Source organism: Streptococcus sanguinis SK1 = NCTC 7863, from assembly GCF_000194945.1.
GTDB classification, from domain to species: Bacteria; Bacillota; Bacilli; order Lactobacillales; family Streptococcaceae; genus Streptococcus; species Streptococcus sanguinis.
Genome location: NZ_GL878507.1, coordinates 1323301 through 1343067, shown reverse-complemented (window position 1 = coordinate 1343067; position 19767 = coordinate 1323301). Strand labels below are relative to the sequence as shown.

Sequence of the window (19767 nt, the reverse complement as noted above, 5' to 3'; positions counted from 1 at the left end):
AAATGTGAGATTTGATATTGTATTCAATTTTGAGTTGACAAGGCTTGTCTGAGAGGACAGGACAGTTAATTCAATAGTTAAGTGACGATAGCCTAGGAGATACACCTGTACCCATGCCGAACACAGCAGTTAAGCCCTAGAACGCCGGAAGTAGTTGGGGGTTGCCCCCTGTGAGATATGGTAGTCGCTTAGCAGTTATCCGCCATAGCTCAGTTGGTAGTAGCGCATGACTGTTAATCATGATGTCGTAGGTTCGAGTCCTACTGGCGGAGTTTCAAAGAGGTTTTTACCTCTTTTTATTTTTAGTGATAGGATATACTGGAGACAAGGTATTCTATAGTCTTATTGATGAGCTATGAAACTTCTATTAGTACTTAGTGTATTCTAAAGTTTGACTTTGTATTCTTTATAGTTGAATGAAAAAAGCAGAAGTTAGTCTGAGACTAGTTTCTGCTTTTTTCATTAGGGTTTGTTTGATAAAAATGCTTCCTAAGTCTGGTCTTACTCCTGTGTTTGGGGTTCAAAGAAAGCTCGGTAAAGCGCGCGAATGGCAGCTTTTTCTTGATTTTTTTCAACAACAAACATGATGGATACTTCGCTTGAGCCTTGGGACATCATTTGAATGTTGATGTTGTTTTCCGAAAGAGCTTTGGTTGCAGTGGCTGTAACCCCGATATGACTCTTCATTTTTTCGCCAACAATCATAATAATGGAAAGGTCGTGTTCGATTTCTGCATGATCAACCTCTGCTTTTTGAACAAGCTGGCGAAGGATCTCTTCCTCTTTGATAGGAGTTAATTCGCGCTCGCGCAAGATAATGGAAAGGTCATCAATTCCTGTAGGCATGTGCTCCCAACCAATATTCAGGTCTTCGAGAATTTGAAGGACGCGTCTACCAAAGCCGATTTCTCTATTCATCAGGTACTTGGACATGTTAATGCTGACAAATCCTGCATCTCCAGCAATTCCAACGACCGGGAGGTGGTCCTTACTGTGTTTATGAACAATTTGAGTTCCAGGATGTTCAGGATTATTAGTATTTTTAATAACTAAAGGAATTTTGCCGCGGTATGCTGGAAGCAGAGCCTCGTCATGGAGAACAGTAAAGCCAGCGTAGGCCAATTCACGCATTTCACGATAGGTTAGCTCGGGAATGGAATGCGGTTTGTGGACAATGCCGGGATGGGCAGCAAAGATGCCATCAACATCAGTAAAGTTTTCATAAATGTCTGCTTTGACACCCGCAGCAATGATAGAACCTGTAATATCAGAACCACCACGGGAGAAAGTACAGATTTGGCCATCTTGTGTAACACCAAAGAAACCAGGGATAACTAGAACTTCATCAGAATTATTAAGTTCTTCAATTTTATCATAGCTGGAAGGAAGAATTCTTGCATTGCCAGGCTCACTGGAAACGACGAGTCCTGCTTCTCTCGGATGCACGTAGCTAGCTGGAACACCATTTTGACTGAAATAAGCTGCAATTAATTTGGCATTGTTGTTTTCTCCTGCAGCAAGAAAAGTATCATAAAGAAATGCATTATCTTCAATTGGCAAAGTTGCAAGGCTTGTGATGCTTTTGGAAATTTTCTCCAGAACTTTTGGTTTCAAACCAAGTTCTGCCACCATATCTGCATAGCGATTGATAATCCACTGTTGATTTGGTGTGACATCATTTCCTGCTATGTACTCTCGGTAGTATTTAATCAGAGCATCGGTTACTTTGATATCGTCGTCGTGGCGTTTTCCTGGCGCTGATACTACAACAAACCGACGTTCAGGATCAGATTTGACAATGTTCAAAACTTTTTCTAATTGAGTCGCAGAAGCCAGTGAACTTCCGCCAAATTTTACAACTTTCATTGGTTCTCCTATCTTATTTTAAAAATTATAACAAAATTCTGAAAATTATTCAAACGCAGTTTTTATACTATTTTTATCCAAAATATTACTTTTACACTTCAAATTTGAAGACCATCTAATTTTTCCCATTTTTTATTTCCTTTCTTTTATATTTTATGATAAAATATAAGTTGTGTATAATTTGAATATCAAATTATTTAAGAATAAAACAAAACGGCTGATTTGAAATCGGGTCGGGAATGGAGCTGAAATGACATTTAATGGAATTCTCTATCATGTAGCAGATGAGGTAGCAACGATTACTTTCAATCGTCCTGAAGTTTCAAATGGCTTTAATATCCCTATGTGTGAGGAAATTTTAGAGGCTATTGAACTTGCTGCTAAGGATGAGTCCGTCAAATTTTTGGTTATCAATGCGAATGGTAAGGTTTTTTCAGTGGGTGGTGACTTAGCTGAGATGCAGAGAGCTGTCAGTGATGATGACGTTCAATCCTTGGTGAAAATCGCTGAACTGGTGAATGATATTTCTTTTGCTATGAAACGTCTGCCTAAGCCTGTCATCATGAGTGTTGATGGTCCTGTTGCTGGTGCGGCTGCTAATATGGTCGTTGCAGCAGATTTCTGTATTGCCACTGAAAAATCCCGCTTCATTCAGGCCTTTGTCGGTGTTGGTCTGGCGCCAGATGCTGGCGGTCTTTACTTACTGACTCGTGCTATCGGGGTGACTCGGGCGACCCATCTGGTTATGACTGGGGAAGCTCTGACTGCAGAGAAAGCTCTGGATTACGGCTTGCTTTATAAAGTCTGTGAAGCAGAAAAGTTGGAAAAAACAACGGAACAGTTGCTGAAGAAGCTGAAACGTGGCTCTCTAAATTCTTACAGAGCCATGAAAGAAATGGTCTGGAAGAGTCTGTTCAGCGGCTGGTCTGAGTATGCTGAGCTAGAGTTGGAACTGCAGAAATCGCTGGCTTTCACAGAAGATTTCAAAGAGGGAGTTCGGGCACACTCTGAGAAGCGTCGTCCAAATTTCACAGGTAAATAATATATTGGTTCAAGGTTGCTTAATTTGTAAGTTGTTTACGAAAATATTTGAAAATCAAATTAATTTTCAAAAAAGCTTGCAAATTACTTTTCTATCTGATAAAATTTGATTGTCAAAGTATTTTCTTAAGGAGGGTTGGTTTTGAATTTTCAGTTAGTAAATGATTACTTAACGTCTATTTTCAATAATGTCTTGGTTATTGAAGAATCGAGCCTAAGAAGCAGTCGCTTCAACGACGTCTCCATTAAGGAAATGCATACGATAGATGTCATCGGCACAACCCCAAATGCTACTCCAAGTGATATATCACGAGAATTGATGGTTACTTTGGGAACTGTTACGACTAGTTTGAATAATCTGGAGCGTAAGGGGTATATTGAGCGGCGTCGGTCGGAAGTTGATCGTCGTGTGGTGCATCTGAATTTGACAAAGAATGGGCGGCTTTTGTATCGTCTTCACAAGCGATTCCACAATCGCATGGTCATGCAGGTAGTGGATGGAATGAGTCCAGAAGAGAGACAAGTGATGCAAAAGGGCCTGCAAAATTTATATAGTTTCCTAGAGGATTTGAAATAATGAACTATGCTAAGATTAGCCAAGCGGCTCATTATGCTCCCCGTCAGGTTGTCAGTAATGATGATCTAGCAGAGATTATGGATACCAGTGATGAGTGGATTTCAAGTCGAACTGGGATTAAAAAACGCCATTTATCGTCAGATGAAACGACCAGTGATTTAGCGACAAAAGTAGCAGAGAATTTGCTGCAAAAGTCGGGAATTTCTGCTCAAGATCTGGACTTTATCATTGTTGCTACCATTACGCCGGATTCTTTAATGCCTTCAACGGCTGCGAGAGTACAGGCAAACATCGGTGCTAACAATGCCTTTGCCTTTGATTTGACGGCAGCTTGCAGTGGCTTTATCTTTGCCCTATCTACTGGGGAAAAGTTTATTTCTTCAGGTCGTTATCAAAAGGGTCTAGTCATAGGAAGTGAAACTCTCTCTAAGACGGTAGATTGGTCGGATCGTTCAACAGCGGTTCTCTTTGGAGATGGTGCTGGCGGTGTCCTGTTGGAAAGTGCTTCAGAACAGCATTTTTTGGCAGAAAGTCAGTTTACGGACGGATCTCGCGGAGATAGTCTGACCTGCGGAAAAATCGGTTTGTCTTCACCTTTTTCAGAAAAAGGTGAGAATCAGCCTTATCTGACAATGGACGGTAGAGCTATTTTCGACTTTGCTATTCGTGATGTTGCTCGTTCTATCAAGGAAACCATTGAAAGCAGTCAGCTTTCAGCGGAAGATTTAGATTTTCTGTTGCTGCATCAGGCCAATATCCGTATTTTGGATAAAATGGCTAAGAAGCTTGGTGTTGCGCGGGAGAAACTTCCAGCCAATATGATGGAATATGGCAATACTAGCGCTGCTAGCATCCCGATTTTATTATCTGAGTGTGTGGAGCAAGGACTGATCAAACTGAACGGAAATCAGACAATTTTGATGTCAGGTTTTGGTGGAGGTTTGACATGGGGCACGCTTATTGTTACAATTTAGTTAATCAAGTGGAAACACATGATAAAAAATATTTTATTTTTAAAGGAGTCTATCCATGGCAGTATTTGAAAAAGTACAAGAAATTATCGTTGAAGAACTTGGCAAAGAGCCATCAGAAGTTACTCTTGAGTCAACTTTCGATGATCTTGAAGCAGATTCATTGGATTTGTTCCAAGTGATTTCAGAAATTGAAGATGCATTTGACATCCAAATCGAAACTGAAGAAGGTTTGAACACAGTTGGTGATTTGGTTGCTTATGTAGAAGAAAAAACTAAATAAGCAAGTAACTGAGAGTATCGAAAGATATTCTCTCTTGTTTAGGTAATAGTTTGACTGTCAAAGTAAAGAAAATACATCTAGCGTGTGGTAGTTTGAAATCAAGCTATTACTTAAGCAATGATAAAAGGAAGGTATTATGCAAACACGTATTACAGAATTATTGAACATTGATTACCCTATTTTCCAAGGCGGAATGGCCTGGGTTGCAGACGGTGACTTGGCTGGTGCAGTTTCAAAAGCTGGTGGTCTTGGTATCATCGGTGGCGGAAATGCACCTAAGGAAGTAGTAAAGGCAAATATTGACAAGATTAAGTCTTTGACGGACCGTCCTTTCGGAGTTAACATCATGCTCCTTTCTCCTTTTGCAGACGACATTGTGGATCTCGTCATTGAAGAGGGAGTAAAAGTAGTAACAACTGGTGCAGGTAATCCAAGCAAGCACATGGCACGTTTCCATGAAGCGGGGATTACAGTTATTCCTGTAGTTCCAAGTGTGGCCTTGGCTAAGCGGATGGAAAAAATCGGTGCGGATGCAGTCATTGCAGAAGGTATGGAAGCCGGTGGTCACATCGGAAAATTGACTACCATGTCCTTGGTTCGTCAGGTTGCAGAAGCAGTTAGCATTCCGGTTATTGCTGCCGGTGGTATTGCAGATGGTGCTGGTGCTGCAGCTGGCTTTATGCTGGGAGCCGAGGCTGTTCAAGTCGGAACTCGCTTTGTTGTTGCTAAGGAATCCAATGCCCATCAAAACTATAAGAACATGATTTTGAAGGCTCGCGATATTGATACGACTATCTCTGCCCAGCATTTCGGCCATGCGGTTCGTGCTATCAAAAATAAGCTGACACGTGATTTCGAAAAGGCAGAAAAAGAAGCCTTTAAGCAAGAAAATCCGGATTTGACTGTTTTTGAAAATCTGGGTGCTGGTGCTTTGGCCAATGCGGTTGTTCGCGGAGATGTGGAAAATGGTTCCGTCATGTCTGGTCAAATTGCTGGTTTAATCAGTAAGGAAGAGACAGTCGAAGAGATCCTCAAAGATATCTACTATGGTGCTGCTGAGAAGATTCAGCAGGAAGCAAAACGTTGGGCAGGAGTAACTAGAAATGACTAAAAGAGCCTTTCTCTTTGCCGGTCAGGGAGCGCAGTACCTTGGAATGGGGCGTGAGCTTTATGATCAGTATGAGCTTGTGCGGTTAACTTTTGATGAAGCTAGCCAAGTTCTAGGCTATGATGTCCGAGCTTTGATCGATCAAGATGAAGAAAAGCTCAATCAAACTCGCTACACGCAACCGGCTATTTTAACAACTTCAGTAGCTATTTATCGGCTCTTGGCTGATAAGGGAATCGAGCCTGATATGGTAGCAGGTCTCTCGCTTGGAGAATATTCTGCTTTGGTGGCTGCGGGCGCCCTTGATTTTAAGACTGCAGTGGCCTTGGTTGCTAAGCGCGGTAGCTTCATGGAAGAGGCAGCTCCAGCTGGCTCTGGGAAAATGGTCGCTGTTTTAAATGCTGAGGTTTCTCTCATTGAAGCGGTCTGTCAAGAAGCAAGTGCTATTGGTGTAGTCTCACCAGCCAACTATAATACGCCTAGTCAGATTGTTATCGGCGGAGAAGTGGCAGCAGTGGACAAGGCTGTGGAGCTTTTGAAAGATGCCGGTGTCAAGCGCTTAATCCCGCTTAATGTATCCGGACCTTTCCATACAGCGCTTTTAAAGCCAGCCAGCGAACGATTGGCAGAAGTCATAGAAACAGTTGAGTTTTCAGATTTTGTACGGCCATTAGTCGGAAATACTGAAGCAACTGTGATGGAAAAAGAAAGAGTCAGAGAGCTTTTGACTCGTCAGGTAATGGAGCCAGTGCGCTTTTATGACAGCATTTCTAAGATGCAGGAAGCTGGTGTGACTGAATTTATCGAAATCGGTCCTGGCAAAGTTCTGTCTGGTTTTATTAAGAAAATTGATAGGTCTGCGGATGTACGCCAAGTTGAAGATGTAGAAAGTTTGAATGCTCTTCTAGAAAAATAATGAGGAATCATCATGGAATTACAAAACAAGAATGTGTTAATTACAGGGTCCGCTCGTGGGATTGGGCTGGCAATTGCGCATAAATTTGCCAGTGTCGGAGCCAATGTTATCTTAAACGGACTAAGCGGGATTTCTGATGATATTTTGGCTGAATTTGCCGGCTATTCTGGTAAAGTCGTAGCTGTTATTGGGGATGTGTCTAAATCTGCGGATGCTCAGCGGATAGTGGAAGAAGCTGTTGCGGCTCTGGGGTCTGTTGATGTATTGGTCAATAATGCTGGTATTACCCGTGATAAGCTCATGCTGAAAATGACGGAAGAAGATTTTGAGCAGGTGCTGAAAGTGAACTTGACTGGAACGTTCAATATGACACAATCAGTCCTGAAACCGATGACAAAAGCTCGTCAGGGTGCTATTATCAACCTATCGAGTGTCGTTGGTTTGGCTGGAAATATCGGTCAGGCAAACTATGCAGCTTCCAAGGCCGGTCTGATTGGTTTTTCTAAGTCAGTAGCCCGTGAAGTGGCAGCGCGAAATATCCGTGTTAACTGCATTGCCCCTGGCTTTATCGCATCTGATATGACAGATGTGCTCCCAGAAAAAATCAAGGAAGCGTCTCTGGCGCTCATTCCGATGAAGCGTTTTGGTACTCCAGAAGAAGTAGCAGATGTTGCTCTCTTCTTGGCAGGTCAAGAATATCTGACGGGTCAAGTCATCACAATTGATGGCGGCTTTACTATGCAGTAAGTCACAGTTTTTGAATATTAACGAGTAGAAAATCAGTTGATTCATCTAAATAAAGGAGCTCAATATGAAACTTAATCGAGTTGTTGTAACAGGATACGGTTTAACTTCACCTATCGGAAATACTCCAGAAGAATTCTGGAATAATTTAAAAGAAGGCAATATTGGAATCGGTCCAATTACTAAATTTGATCATAGTGAATACAGTGTTCACAATGCGGCGGAAATTCAGGATTTCCCTTTTGATAAATACTTTGTCAAAAAGGATACCAATCGTTATGATAATTACACACTCTATGCGATTTATGCTTCTCAAGAAGCGGTGAATAATGCTCACTTAGATGTAGATGCGTTGGATAAGGATCGCTTTGGCGTCATTGTGGCTTCAGGTATCGGTGGGATTCAGGAAATTGAAGAGCAGGTTGTTCGCTTGCATGAAAAAGGTCCTAAACGTATCAAACCTTTGACCTTGCCAAAAGCCCTGCCAAATATGGGGGCAGGAAATGTAGCGATGCGCTTTGGAGCCAATGGTATCTGTAAGTCGGTCAATACAGCCTGTGCATCAGCAAACGATGCGATTGGTGAAGCTTTCCGCTCAATTAAATTTGGCTATCAAGATGTAATGCTGGTCGGTGGTTCAGAAGCTTCCATTACACCATTTGCGATTGCTGGTTTCCAAGCTCTGACTGCTCTTTCTACCACAGAAGATCCTAAGCGTGCTTCTATTCCGTTTGACAAGGACCGCAATGGTTTTGTCATGGGTGAAGGTTCTGGTATGCTGGTTCTGGAAAGTTTGGAACATGCTGAGAAACGCGGAGCGACTATCTTGGCTGAGGTGGTAGGATATGGTCATACTTGTGATGCTTACCATATGACTTCTCCGCATCCAGAAGGTTTGGGCGCTATCAAGGCGATCAAACAGGCGGTTGAAGAAGCTGAAATTGAGCCAAAAGATGTGGCTTATGTCAATGCTCACGGTACATCAACCCCTGCTAACGAAAAAGGCGAAAGCGGAGCCATTGTTTCTGTCTTTGGTAAAGATGTAGCGGTGTCTTCTACTAAATCCTTTACAGGACACTTGCTCGGTGCAGCAGGCGCGGTTGAGGCTATTGCAACGATTGAAGCGATGCGTCATAGCTATGTGCCAAAAACAGCTGGTACAACAGAGCTGCCAGACTATATTGAAGCCAACGTTATTTACGGTCAAGGTAAGGAACAGGAAATCCCTTATGCGATTTCCAATACATTTGGCTTTGGCGGCCACAATGCAGTTCTTGCCTTTAAACGCTGGGAGGCTTAAAAACCTATGAATATCAACGAAATTAAAGATTTAATGGCGCAGTTTGACCAGTCTAGTCTGCGTGAGTTTTCTTACAAAAATCAGAGTGATGAGCTGACTTTTAGTAAGAATGAAGGTCAGGCTGCAGTACCAACAGCCAGCTCTGCTCCAATTGCTGCACCTTTGCAGGCTGCGAGTGCGTCTGTGATTGAGCCAACTCCTCAAACAGCTCCGTCTGCAGAGCCAGAAACAGCTTCAGAAGCTCCGGCACCTGCTGCTGAAGGTGATGTTGTGGAAAGTCCTTTGGTTGGTGTGGCTTACTTAGCAGCTGGTCCAGACAAGCCGCCGTTTGTATCAGTTGGAGACCAAGTTAAAAAAGGTCAAACCCTAATGATTATTGAAGCAATGAAGGTCATGAATGAAGTTCCAGCACCAAAAGATGGTCTGGTTACAGAAATTCTAGTTCAGAATGAAGAAATGGTTGAATTTGGGAAAGGGCTGGTACGCATCAAATGATTGATATCAATGCAATAAAAGAAGCACTTCCGCACCGTTACCCAATGCTTTTGGTGGATCGTGTTTTGGAAGTTAGCGAAGATGAGATTGTTGCTCTGAAAAATGTGACAGTCAATGAGCCTTTCTTTAACGGGCATTTTCCTCAATATCCTGTTATGCCAGGTGTCTTGATCATGGAAGCTCTAGCTCAAACAGCCGGCGTGCTGGAATTGTCCAAAGAAGAAAATAAGGGCAAACTGGTCTTCTATGCTGGCATGGACAAGGTTAAGTTCAAGAAGCAAGTTGTACCAGGTGATCAGCTGATTATGACAGCTAAGTTTGTTAAGCGCCGCGGAACCATTGCGGTTGTAGAGGCGAAAGCAGAAGTTGATGGAAAACTGGCGGCCAGCGGTACCTTGACCTTTGCGATTGGCCAGTAGATAAAAGGAGCTTTCACCATGTTTCGTAAAATTTTAATTGCTAACCGTGGGGAAATTGCGGTCAGAATTATTCGTGCAGCTCGCGAGTTGGGAATTGATACGGTAGCTGTTTATTCAACGGCTGACAAGGAAGCACTCCATACCCTACTGGCTGATGAGGCTGTCTGCATCGGCCCAGCCAAGTCCACTGATTCTTATCTAAATATGAATGCGGTCCTATCTGCTGCTGTCCTAACAGGTGCAGAAGCCATTCATCCTGGTTTTGGTTTTTTGAGCGAAAACTCTAAATTTGCGACCATGTGCGAAGAAGTCGGCATTAAGTTTATTGGACCTTCAGGTGCTGTTATGGACTTGATGGGGGACAAGATTAATGCTCGAGCTCAGATGATTAAGGCGAAAGTGCCAGTTATCCCAGGTTCTGATGGAGAAGTTCATACCTCTGAAGAAGCTTTGGAAGTCGCAGAAAAGATTGGTTATCCAGTCATGCTCAAAGCTTCTGCTGGCGGCGGCGGCAAGGGCATTCGTAAGGTTGAAAAGGCTGAGGATTTAGTAGCGGCTTTTGAGTCTGCATCTAGCGAAGCCAAAGCAGCCTTTGGTAATGGTGCCATGTATATGGAGCGAGTCATCTATCCAGCGCGCCATATTGAAGTGCAGATTTTAGCTGATCAGCAGGGACATGTGGTCCACTTGGGCGAGCGAGATTGCTCTTTGCAGCGTAATAATCAGAAGGTGCTTGAAGAAAGTCCATCTGTGGCAATTGGGAAAACCCTACGTCAGCAGATTGGTGAAGCAGCTGTTCGGGCTGCTCAGTCTGTCGGCTATGAAAATGCTGGTACAATTGAGTTTCTGCTTGATGAAGCCAAGGGTGAATTCTACTTTATGGAGATGAACACTCGGGTGCAGGTTGAGCATCCAGTCACCGAGTTTGTTACCGGTGTGGATATTGTAAAAGAGCAGATTAAGATTGCAAACGGTCAAGAGCTGTACTTCAGTCAGGATGATGTTGAAATCCGAGGACATGCGATTGAGTGTCGGATCAATGCTGAAAATCCAGCCTTTAACTTTGCGCCGAGTCCAGGTAAGATTTCAAATGTCTATCTTCCAAGCGGTGGAGTGGGGCTGCGCGTGGATTCAGCCGTCTATCCTGGCTATACCATCCCGCCTTATTACGATAGCATGATTGCGAAGATAATTGTTCATGGGGAAAATCGCTTTGATGCTCTGATGAAGATGCAACGTGCACTCTATGAATTAGAAATTGACGGTGTTGTGACCAATAGCGGCTTCCAATTGGACTTAATCTCAGATCCTAATGTAATTGCTGGTGATTATGACACAGCCTTTCTCATGGAGAAGTTCCTTCCGGCTTATCAAGAGAAACAATAGATACGACATATAAGAGCTACTCTGCAAACTCGAAAGACAGTGACTCTTGCAGTTTGATGTGCCTGAGTATAAAATCTTGAAAAGGAGAAGACGTAAACGATGGCTTTGTTTTCAAAGAAGGATAAATATATCCGTATCAATCCTAATCGAGCGAGTCGGGAAAAGCCTCAAGCAAAGCCTGAGGTACCAGACGAACTCTTTTCGAAATGCCCAGGTTGTAAGCATACCATTTACCAAAAAGATCTTGGAAATGACAGTGTGTGTCCTAACTGTGGCTATAATTTCCGTATTTCTGCTCATGAGCGCTTAAATCTAACCGTGGATGAAAATAGTTTTGAGGAGATGTTCACTGGAATTGAAACCAAGGATCCTCTGAACTTCCCTAACTATCAAGAGAAATTGGCTCTTACCCGTGAAAAGACAGGCTTAGATGAGGCGGTTCTGACTGGGACGGCTAGTATCAAGGGGCATAAAACGGCTCTTGGAATCATGGATTCAAACTTTATCATGGCTTCTATGGGGACAGTTGTGGGTGAAAAGATTACCCGTCTCTTTGAGTATGCGACAGAGCATAAATTGCCAGTCGTTCTGTTTACGGCTTCTGGTGGTGCCCGCATGCAGGAGGGCATTATGAGCTTGATGCAGATGGCTAAGGTCTCTGCGGCGGTGCAACGACACTCTGCAGCAGGTCTCTTCTATCTGACCGTCTTGACAGATCCGACGACTGGTGGTGTTACAGCCTCTTTCGCAATGGAAGGTGATATTATTCTGGCTGAAACACAGGCTCTAGTTGGATTTGCCGGGCGTCGAGTTATTGAGTCCACGGTTCGTGAGAAGCTGCCAGATGATTTTCAAAAGGCTGAATTTCTCATGGAGCATGGTTTTGTAGATGCCATCGTCAAGCGTGGTGATATGAGAGATACACTTGCTACCTTATTAGCATTCCATGGAGGTCAAGCATGACAAAAATCACTCGGATTATTAAAGAAGCGCGTGATCAGGCTCGTTTGACTGCGCTGGATTTTGCACAAGGAATTTTTGATAACTTCGTCGAGCTGCATGGAGATCGCTCTTTTCGAGATGACGGTGCAGTGATTGGCGGTATTGGGACGCTAAAGGGTCAGCCTGTGACGGTGGTAGGTATTCAAAAGGGACGCAATTTGCAGGATAATTTGCGCCGAAACTTTGGTCAGCCGCATCCGGAAGGCTACCGCAAGGCTCTGCGTCTCATGAAGCAGGCGGAAAAATTTGGCCGTCCTGTGGTAACCTTTATCAATACGGCAGGTGCTTATCCTGGTGTCGGTGCTGAGGAGCGTGGCCAAGGGGAAGCTATTGCCCGTAACTTGATGGAAATGAGCAATCTCAAAGTACCGATTATTGCTATTATTATTGGTGAAGGTGGCTCTGGCGGAGCCTTGGCTTTGGCTGTAGCGGATAAGGTCTGGATGCTGGAAAACTCTATGTATGCAGTTCTCAGTCCAGAAGGCTTTGCTTCTATCCTCTGGAAAGACGGCAGCCGCGCTATGGAAGCGGCAGAGCTAATGAAAATTACTTCACACGAGCTCTTGCAGATGGAAGTGGTAGATAAGGTTATTCCTGAAAGAGGCTTTAACAATCATGAATTACTGGCTGCAGTGAAAGAAGAAATCGCTGCTGAGTTGGATAGTCTGTCTCAGCTGCCCTTGGAGCAATTACTGGAAAATCGCTACCAGCGATTCAGGAAATATTAAAAAATCGAAGCCAAAAGGCTTCTTTTTCTCGTTTCGGATTCTTGTTTGGAATTGATGTGGAGCTACCTTACGAGGGAAAGATATTTTAGTTTGAAAAATCGCATTATATTCTCTTTATAGGACTTATATAAAATATATATTATACAAGCCACTCGTCCTATGTTAAGATAGTTTCTAATTAAAAGAAATGAGGTTTCATATGTCAGAATTTACTATCCACACGATTGAGTCCGCACCAACTGAGGTAAAAGAAGTCCTGGAAACTGTTCAAAAAGATAACGGTGGCTACATTCCCAATCTTATAGGTCTTTTAGCCAATGCGCCAACGGCCTTAGAAACTTATCGGACGGTTGGAGCCATCAACCGTCGTAACAGCCTGACACCGACTGAGCGTGAAGTAGTGCAGATAACGGCTGCAGTTACTAATGGCTGTGCTTTCTGTGTAGCGGGTCATACAGCTTTTTCAATCAAGCAGATTCAAATGAATGATGATCTTTTGGAGGCTCTGCGCAATCGTACTCCGATTGATACAGATCCGAAGTTAGATACACTTGCTAAATTTACCATTGCTGTCATCAATACCAAGGGACGGGTCGGAGATGAAGCCTTGGCAGATTTCCTAGAAGCGGGCTATACGCATGAGAATGCCCTGGATGTGGTTCTAGGTGTTAGCCTTGCAACCCTCTGCAATTATGCCAATAATCTGGCCAACACGCCAATTAATCCGGAATTGCAGCCTTATGCCTAGTCTTTGAGGAGGTGGCAAATGACATTTTTTTCAGAAGAGTTTATCAACTGGTTGGATGACCACGCTGATCAGATTGACAAAGAATCCTGTGCAGCGGGTAATCAACTGATTGAGCGTATCGCCGCAGAAGGAGCCTTTCGGGTTGGCGTTCCAGAAGAGCTGGGAGGCCGAGGTGGCAATGATACCGATGTGATTGAAGTGCTCAAGGAGCTGGCTCACCATTCCTTGACCGCTTCCTTTATCTCTTGGGGGCAAAGGACTTTTATTGATAACATTTTAAAATCTCCTAATCCCTACTTTAGAGACCACTATTTGGAAGGGCTCCTGTCAGGAGAATATGCAGGTGCGACAGCCCTGTCCAATGCCGTTAAATTCTTGTCGGATCTAGAGGAGTTAAATGTCTCTATCGTGGAAGCAGGCGGGAAGCTTTATCTGAAGGGGCGTCTGCCTTGGGTAACCAATGCTCGCGCGGATCGTTTCCTCAGCATATTTGTTGCCGGTTTCGAAGACGGGAGCCGTCAGCCGCTGGTTCTGGCTGTACCATCTGACGCAGAGAATTTCTCCCGTTCAGCGGATTTAGAGTTTGTATCCTTGCAAGGGGGAAATACAGCTGCCCTGACCTTTAATCATGTACCTTTGCAAAAGGAATGGATTCTTGCTCAAGATGCCCAGGACTTTTTGGCAGAAAATCGCCCAGCTTTTCTCGGTTATCAGTTTGGTCTGGCTCTTGGCCTAGCAGAGAAATCGCTGGAGGAGGTCGAAGCTAATCTGTCAGTCCGCTCTATTTTGAGAGAGGAGTGGGAGGAGCAAGTGGCTGTTCTGACTGAAATCCAGGAACAGCTCTATAGAGGTCTTCTCCAGTCTGGCTATTTTGTTGAGCGTCCTAAGGAGCTCTTCCAGCTGCGAATTGATATAGTTGATGTGGTAGCTCAAAGTCTGCTCTTGGAGCTGCAGGCTAGTGGAGGCAGAGGATACTTGAGTAATTCGACTTCTGGCTTTATCCGTCGTTGGAACGAAGGAGCATTTCTTCCCATTGTCTCACCGAGTGCAGTCCAGCTACGGCATATTTTAGAAGTTTCATAGAAATGATAGCAAACAAACGTTTGATTGTCATTGAAAAGGGGCTTCGATATATTACTATAAAGGAGTTGCTTCGTGAACAGCAAACGACCGCCCATTCTTTTATCTGGGTTGATTCTTGGCCTGTTTGGCCTAGCTAATCTGTTACTGAACTACCATTCTATCTTTTTCCACTTCTTGAATGGTCTAGCTTTGATACTTTGGTTTTATCTGACACTGGCTTTAGTGCTGTCATTTGCAGACTATCGGCAGGATTTGCAAAAGCCACCTTTCTTATCGAGCTTTGCGACTTATCCTATGGCTAGTATGCTCTTTGCTGCTTACCTAAGCAAGCTTGGCTTATTTTTGGTGAGCCAGTTTCTTTGGTATATAGCCTTGCTGCTGCATATTTTTCTAATAGCTATCTTTACTTGGAAGTATGTGCTTAAGACCGAGGGATTATCTTTGACCCCGAGCTGGACGGTCCTATATGTTGGATTGGCCATGGCAAGCTTGACTCAGGGTGTAGTTCATCAGCCGTTTTTGGGCTATTTAGCTTGGTTTTTTGCTCTGCTACTGAGTTTGATTCTCTATCCCTTATTTTACAAGGCTAGGCGGGCACAAAGGCTGCCAGATACTTTAAAGCCGCAGTGGGCCATTTACTGTGCACCTTTCTCGCTCCTGCTGGGAAGCTATATTCGTTTAGCTGGTTCTGATGCTGAAGGTTGGTTTGTCGCCTTGCTGCTCCTCTTATCGCAGGCCTTTTATCTCCTGGTTCTATGCCTTTTACCTCGTATTTTCCGACTGGGGCCTCAGCTTAGCTGGTCAGCTTTGACCTTTCCCCTTGTCAATACAGCTTTTGCCCTGAAACTGGGACTTGATTATCTAGGTTGGACATGGCTTGTTTGGCTAAGTCATGCAGAAGCTCTGCTAGCTTTCGTAATCGTTCTCTATGTTTGTTTTTACTATACAGTCTCATTGCGAGCCAGAAAGATAACAAAAAATCCGAGATGATACTCTTTGAAAATCAGTTTTTGATTTTCTCTGAGTTGATCTCGGATTTTTTTAATTTTAGCAAAATAAGTCTGCATTTAGACCTAATGATAAGGGAAAAGTTGTGTACAAGTCATCCGTTTTTAAGGTGGTTCATAACTGTCAAAGGTGGTTTAAACCAGAAATAGTTCATCCTAATCATCAAATTCCGCCCAGAGAGCATGAAGTATCTGAGTGAGAAAAACTCTTCTTGAAAGCCTTTACAAGTTTAAAAAGAATCGGTATAATAAATACAGAAAACGTTTGCATAGATGTTCTCTATAAGAAAAAATAAAGGAGTTTTCTGTTTATGAAAAATAACTATCACCTACAGTCTCGGATGGGGGAAAAGCGTCATTATTTCGGCATCCGTCGCTTAAAAGTAGGAGTAGCCTCTGTTGTCATTGCCTCAGGATTCCTACTGGGGAATGCTCAGCTAGTCCAAGCGGATGAGGCGAGCACAGCTACCAGCCCAGCAACAGAAGCAGTCTCTGATGCAAATGCGGCAGCCCAACCTAAGTCAGCAGATGAAGAAAAAACTGGAGAGGCAGGTAGTTCAGGAGCGGGAGCCACAGAGCATGCTGCTCCAACTGGTGTAGTGGCAGATCAAGCTCCAGCTAGTGCAGTTTCAGAAGCAGCTGGTCAAGAAGCAGCAAATCCAAGTGAAAAAGACAAGCAAGAACCAGTTAGTCAGCCGCAAGCTTCGGCGAAAGATGCTATCGAAGAGGGCAATATTCGCTTTCATTTCAAAACCCTGCCTTCACAAAATCTAGACAGCTTGGGCTTGTGGACTTGGGACGATGTCGAGACACCTTCTAGCCAAAAGGGAGGTTGGCCAACCGGAGCGACTAGCTTTGCAACTGCTAAAGAAGATGACTATGGTTATTACCTTGATGTTAAAATGGCTGAGAAAAGAAGCAAAATCAGCCTTCTAATCAATAATACAGCAGGGCAAAATATTACAGGTGACAAGACGGTCGAGCTACTCAGTCCTCAGATGAATGAGGTTTGGTTTGATACGGACTATCAACCTCATACTTATGAGCCTTTGAAAAAAGGGATGGTACGGATCAACTACTATCGTACAGATGGCCAGTATGATAAGAAGTCGCTCTGGCTCTGGGGAGATGTCCAAAACCCAAGCAAGAATTGGCCTGACGGAGTGGACTTTGAGAAGACTGGGAAATATGGTCGCTATGTAGATGTCCCTTTGAAAGATGCTGCTAAGATGATTGGCTTTTTGCTTCTAGACGAAAGCAAATCAGGAGATGATGTGAAGATTCAAAATCAGGATTATAATTTCGCTAATTTGGAGAAAAATAGCCAGATTTTCTTGCGTGATGCGGATCCGACAGTTTATACCAACCCTTACTTTGTCAACGATATTCGTATGATAGGAGCCCAGCATATTGGCTTGACCGAGATCGAGGCCAGCTTTTCTACACTAGAGAGTGCTAAAAAAGAAGATATTTTAAAGAATTTAAAGATTACGGACAAAGATGGCAATGAAGTCGCTGTTAAAGATGTAGTTCTGGATCCTAAGACTAAAAGTGCCAAATTCATCGGTGATTTCAACCAAGCTCAGTCACCTTATCTTATCAAATATGGCAATGATCAATTCAAAACCAGCATGAACTGGCAGCTGAAGGATAGTATCTACAAGTATGATGGTGATTTGGGAGCACGTGTTTCTCAGGTGGGCAAACAAGTGGATCTAACCTTCTGGTCACCGAGTGCGGACCAAGTTGATTTGGTGGTCTATGACAAAGAAGAACAGAATAAGGTCATTGGGCGTCTGGCTATGCAGAAAGGTGAGTCTGGCACATGGACCAGCAGCTTGACGCCTGAGAGCGGTCTGGGGATTTCAGACTATCGTGGATATTTCTATCATTATGAGATTACTCGCGGTGGCAAAAAGGTTCTTGTGCTGGATCCTTATGCCAAGTCTTTAGCAGCTTGGAACAGTGAAGATGCGGACAAGGGGGATGCCTACAAGATTGCTAAGGCAGCCTTTGTAGATCCAAGTGAATATGGACCGAAAGACCTGACCTATGCTACAATTCCGAACTTCAAGAAGCGGGAAGATGCCTTGATTTATGAGGCGCACGTTCGTGACTTTACCTCTGATCCAGCTATTTCAAAGGATTTGAAATCTCAATTTGGAACCTTCTCAGCTTTCATTGAGAAATTGGATTATTTGAAAGACTTAGGAGTGACCCACGTTCAGCTCTTGCCAGTTCTAAGTTATTACTTTGTAAATGAGCTGAAAAATGCTGAGCGCATGGACAAGTACGCTTCTAGCAACAGCAACTATAACTGGGGCTATGACCCGCAAAACTACTTCTCGCTGACAGGTATGTACTCTAGCGCACCGACAGATCCAGCCAAGCGCATTGAGGAATTCAAAAACCTTGTCAATGAAATTCATAAGCATGGCATGGGTGTTATCATGGACGTGGTCTATAATCATACGGCTAAGACCTCTATCTTTGAGGATTTGGAGCCCAATTACTACCACTTTATGGATGCGGATGGCACACCGAGAACCAGCTTTGGTGGCGGCCGCTTGGGTACTACTCACTATATGAGCAGACGGGTCTTGGTGGATTCGATCAAGTACCTGACAGAACAGTACAAGGTAGATGGCTTCCGCTTTGATATGATGGGGGACCACGATGCTGAGTCCATCCAAAAAGCCTTTGAGGAAGCCAAGAAGCTCAACCCAAATCTCATTATGCTGGGTGAGGGCTGGAAGACCTATACAGGTGATGAAAATAAAGCTGTCCAGCCGGCTGACCAATCTTGGATGAAGTCAACAGACACAGTAGCGGTCTTCTCAGATGATATTCGCAACACCTTGAAATCAGGTTATCCAAATGAGGGAACACCAGCCTTTATCACAGGTGGCAAACGCAGTGTAGAAAATGTCTTTAAAAACATCAAGGCGCAGCCAACCAATTTTGAGGCGGATAGCCCAGGGGATGTGATCCAATACATCGCAGCCCATGATAATCTGACGCTCTTTGATATCATTGCCCAGTCGATCAAGAAAGATCCGGCAGTGGCTGCCAATAATCAAGAGATTCATCGCCGCCTACGTCTGGGAAATCTGATGATTTTGACTTCGCAAGGGACACCATTTATCCACTCTGGTCAAGAGTACGGCCGGACCAAGCAATTCCGTGATCCTGCCTATAAATATCCTGTCTCCGAAGACAAGGTTCCAAACAAAGCGCATTTGTTGACCAATGAAGACGGCACGCCGTTTGACTATCCGTACTTCATTCATGATTCTTATGATTCGAGCGACGCGGTCAACCACTTTGACTGGACCAAGGCGACTGATTCAGAGAAGTTCCCTGAAAATGCCAAGAGCCGTGCCTATATGAAAGGCTTGATTGCCTTGCGGAAATCAACAGATGCCTTTACCCGCAGCTCTAAAGATGAAGTGGAGCAAAATGTGACCCTCATCACCCAGCCTGGCAAGGATGGTATTGAGAAAGAAGACCTTGTACTCGGCTACCAAGTGGTAGCGTCAAATGGCGATATTTATGCTATCTTTGTCAATGCAGACACCAAGGAACGACAATTCAACTTTGGTGAAGCCTACAAGCATCTGGCAGGTGCAGAGGTTGTGGCAGATGGCAATACCGCAGGAGTGACAGCCATTTCTGATCCAGCAGGTGTCACCAGAAACAGCAATGGTTTAGCCCTAGCTCCGTTGACAGCGACAATTTTGCGACTTCGAAAAGCGAACCCCGATCAGGAAGAAAAATCCCAAGATCCAACAACTAAAGAAGAGCAGCTGTCTGCCCCTTCTGTAGCCAAGGCTCAGCCTCAGGCTTTATCCTTGGATGCGCAAGCTCCTCTTGCTCCTAAGACAAAAGAAGCGGCTAGCCAAACAGAAAAAACCTTGCCAAAAACGGGAACAAGCACTTCCCTACTGGCACTTTTAGGTGGCTTCCTTGCTTTCCTAGCAGGAGTGCTGATTCTCAGAAAGAAACAGTAAGGAGTTCTGCTTTTTATCTGATACACCTCAAATCACATCAGATTCGATGTCTCTTCGGAGCTTTTGGAGGCTGTAGATAAAAG

General features: G+C 44.0%; 18 protein-coding genes, 1 tRNA gene and 1 rRNA gene. 19 read left to right on the top strand and 1 reads right to left on the bottom strand.

The window, feature by feature from the left end:
* Nucleotides 1–77: 77 nt before the first annotated feature.
* Both rrf and HMPREF9378_RS04530 read left to right on the top strand, forming a co-directional pair.
* Nucleotides 78–193: ribosomal RNA gene (gene rrf, locus HMPREF9378_RS04525) — 5S ribosomal RNA — on the top strand.
* A 5-nt stretch (nt 194–198) separates the two neighbouring features.
* Nucleotides 199–272 (top strand) — tRNA-Asn (locus HMPREF9378_RS04530).
* Between the two features lie 229 nt (nt 273–501).
* Here the strand turns inward: HMPREF9378_RS04530 and HMPREF9378_RS04535 are convergent.
* Complete coding sequence (locus HMPREF9378_RS04535; protein WP_002902457.1) at nt 502–1866, bottom strand: aspartate kinase; 1365 nt, start codon at nt 1864–1866, stop codon at nt 502–504.
* Nucleotides 1867–2116: 250 nt separating this feature from the next.
* On the opposite strand from HMPREF9378_RS04535, the gene HMPREF9378_RS04540 reads away from it, so the two are divergent.
* The 17 genes from HMPREF9378_RS04540 (at nt 2117) to HMPREF9378_RS04615 (ending at nt 19684) form a co-directional block, all read left to right on the top strand.
* Entirely contained in the window at nt 2117–2908 is a 792-nt protein-coding gene (locus tag HMPREF9378_RS04540) for an enoyl-CoA hydratase (RefSeq protein ID WP_002901188.1), read from the top strand.
* 141 nt (nt 2909–3049) lie between these two features.
* Nucleotides 3050–3484, top strand: coding sequence for a fatty acid biosynthesis transcriptional regulator FabT (gene fabT / locus HMPREF9378_RS0110940; protein WP_002901186.1), 435 nt, complete (start codon nt 3050–3052; stop codon nt 3482–3484).
* On the top strand, nt 3484–4458 hold the full coding sequence (locus HMPREF9378_RS04545; RefSeq protein WP_002913885.1) for a beta-ketoacyl-ACP synthase III: 975 nt from the start codon (nt 3484–3486) through the stop codon (nt 4456–4458). Before fabT ends, HMPREF9378_RS04545 begins: the two co-directional genes overlap by 1 nt.
* Nucleotides 4459–4513: 55 nt before the next feature.
* Nucleotides 4514–4738: an acyl carrier protein gene (locus HMPREF9378_RS04550; RefSeq protein WP_002893611.1), complete on the top strand. Its 225-nt coding sequence runs from the start codon at nt 4514–4516 to the stop codon at nt 4736–4738.
* Between the two features lie 136 nt (nt 4739–4874).
* Nucleotides 4875–5849, top strand: coding sequence for an enoyl-[acyl-carrier-protein] reductase FabK (gene fabK / locus HMPREF9378_RS04555; protein ID WP_002902460.1), 975 nt, complete (start codon nt 4875–4877; stop codon nt 5847–5849).
* Complete coding sequence (fabD, locus tag HMPREF9378_RS04560) at nt 5842–6762, top strand: ACP S-malonyltransferase (RefSeq protein ID WP_002902461.1); 921 nt, start codon at nt 5842–5844, stop codon at nt 6760–6762. Before fabK ends, fabD begins: the two co-directional genes overlap by 8 nt.
* A gap of 12 nt (nt 6763–6774) precedes the next feature.
* On the top strand, nt 6775–7509 hold the full coding sequence (gene fabG, locus HMPREF9378_RS04565; RefSeq protein ID WP_002893608.1) for a 3-oxoacyl-[acyl-carrier-protein] reductase: 735 nt from the start codon (nt 6775–6777) through the stop codon (nt 7507–7509).
* Nucleotides 7510–7573: 64 nt separating this feature from the next.
* A complete protein-coding gene (gene fabF / locus HMPREF9378_RS04570; RefSeq protein ID WP_002893606.1) occupies nt 7574–8806 on the top strand; it encodes a beta-ketoacyl-ACP synthase II in 1233 nt (410 codons plus the stop codon).
* Nucleotides 8807–8812: 6 nt separating this feature from the next.
* Entirely contained in the window at nt 8813–9301 is a 489-nt protein-coding gene (accB, locus tag HMPREF9378_RS04575; RefSeq protein ID WP_002902462.1) for an acetyl-CoA carboxylase biotin carboxyl carrier protein, read from the top strand.
* Nucleotides 9298–9720 carry a 3-hydroxyacyl-ACP dehydratase FabZ gene (gene fabZ, locus HMPREF9378_RS04580; RefSeq protein WP_002896886.1) on the top strand — a complete coding sequence of 141 codons (423 nt, stop codon included), beginning with the start codon at nt 9298–9300 and terminating at the stop codon, nt 9718–9720. Before accB ends, fabZ begins: the two co-directional genes overlap by 4 nt.
* 18 nt (nt 9721–9738) lie before the next feature.
* Nucleotides 9739–11106, top strand: a complete 1368-nt coding sequence (locus HMPREF9378_RS04585; protein ID WP_002902463.1) for an acetyl-CoA carboxylase biotin carboxylase subunit — start codon at nt 9739–9741, stop codon at nt 11104–11106.
* Nucleotides 11107–11205: 99 nt separating this feature from the next.
* Nucleotides 11206–12069, top strand: coding sequence for an acetyl-CoA carboxylase, carboxyltransferase subunit beta (gene accD, locus HMPREF9378_RS04590; protein ID WP_002901174.1), 864 nt, complete (start codon nt 11206–11208; stop codon nt 12067–12069).
* Nucleotides 12066–12836: an acetyl-CoA carboxylase carboxyl transferase subunit alpha gene (locus HMPREF9378_RS04595; protein ID WP_002901173.1), complete on the top strand. Its 771-nt coding sequence runs from the start codon at nt 12066–12068 to the stop codon at nt 12834–12836. Before accD ends, HMPREF9378_RS04595 begins: the two co-directional genes overlap by 4 nt.
* 199 nt (nt 12837–13035) lie before the next feature.
* Nucleotides 13036–13584 (top strand): carboxymuconolactone decarboxylase family protein, encoded by a 549-nt coding sequence (locus HMPREF9378_RS04600; RefSeq protein WP_002911788.1) that lies wholly within the window; start codon nt 13036–13038, stop codon nt 13582–13584.
* A gap of 18 nt (nt 13585–13602) precedes the next feature.
* On the top strand, nt 13603–14667 hold the full coding sequence (locus HMPREF9378_RS04605) for an acyl-CoA dehydrogenase family protein (RefSeq protein WP_002901171.1): 1065 nt from the start codon (nt 13603–13605) through the stop codon (nt 14665–14667).
* 72 nt (nt 14668–14739) lie between these two features.
* Nucleotides 14740–15657: a TDT family transporter gene (locus HMPREF9378_RS04610; RefSeq protein ID WP_002901170.1), complete on the top strand. Its 918-nt coding sequence runs from the start codon at nt 14740–14742 to the stop codon at nt 15655–15657.
* A 328-nt stretch (nt 15658–15985) separates the two neighbouring features.
* Nucleotides 15986–19684, top strand: a complete 3699-nt coding sequence (locus HMPREF9378_RS04615) for a pullulanase (protein ID WP_002913883.1) — start codon at nt 15986–15988, stop codon at nt 19682–19684.
* The last annotated feature ends 83 nt before the right edge of the window (nt 19685–19767 follow it).

Excerpts from the sequence above, each read along its gene's own strand:
- HMPREF9378_RS04535 (WP_002902457.1), bottom strand. The coding sequence starts at position 1,866 with ATGAAAGTTGTAAAATTTGGCGGAAGTTCACTGGCTTCTGCGACTCAA.
- HMPREF9378_RS04540 (WP_002901188.1), top strand. The coding sequence starts at position 2,117 with ATGACATTTAATGGAATTCTCTATCATGTAGCAGATGAGGTAGCAACG.
- HMPREF9378_RS04545 (WP_002913885.1), top strand. The coding sequence starts at position 3,484 with ATGAACTATGCTAAGATTAGCCAAGCGGCTCATTATGCTCCCCGTCAG.
- HMPREF9378_RS04550 (WP_002893611.1), top strand. The coding sequence starts at position 4,514 with ATGGCAGTATTTGAAAAAGTACAAGAAATTATCGTTGAAGAACTTGGC.
- fabK (WP_002902460.1), top strand. The coding sequence starts at position 4,875 with ATGCAAACACGTATTACAGAATTATTGAACATTGATTACCCTATTTTC.
- fabD (WP_002902461.1), top strand. The coding sequence starts at position 5,842 with ATGACTAAAAGAGCCTTTCTCTTTGCCGGTCAGGGAGCGCAGTACCTT.
- fabG (WP_002893608.1), top strand. The coding sequence starts at position 6,775 with ATGGAATTACAAAACAAGAATGTGTTAATTACAGGGTCCGCTCGTGGG.
- fabF (WP_002893606.1), top strand. The coding sequence starts at position 7,574 with ATGAAACTTAATCGAGTTGTTGTAACAGGATACGGTTTAACTTCACCT.
- accB (WP_002902462.1), top strand. The coding sequence starts at position 8,813 with ATGAATATCAACGAAATTAAAGATTTAATGGCGCAGTTTGACCAGTCT.
- fabZ (WP_002896886.1), top strand. The coding sequence starts at position 9,298 with ATGATTGATATCAATGCAATAAAAGAAGCACTTCCGCACCGTTACCCA.
- HMPREF9378_RS04585 (WP_002902463.1), top strand. The coding sequence starts at position 9,739 with ATGTTTCGTAAAATTTTAATTGCTAACCGTGGGGAAATTGCGGTCAGA.
- accD (WP_002901174.1), top strand. The coding sequence starts at position 11,206 with ATGGCTTTGTTTTCAAAGAAGGATAAATATATCCGTATCAATCCTAAT.
- HMPREF9378_RS04595 (WP_002901173.1), top strand. The coding sequence starts at position 12,066 with ATGACAAAAATCACTCGGATTATTAAAGAAGCGCGTGATCAGGCTCGT.
- HMPREF9378_RS04600 (WP_002911788.1), top strand. The coding sequence starts at position 13,036 with ATGTCAGAATTTACTATCCACACGATTGAGTCCGCACCAACTGAGGTA.
- HMPREF9378_RS04605 (WP_002901171.1), top strand. The coding sequence starts at position 13,603 with ATGACATTTTTTTCAGAAGAGTTTATCAACTGGTTGGATGACCACGCT.
- HMPREF9378_RS04615 (WP_002913883.1), top strand. The coding sequence starts at position 15,986 with ATGAAAAATAACTATCACCTACAGTCTCGGATGGGGGAAAAGCGTCAT.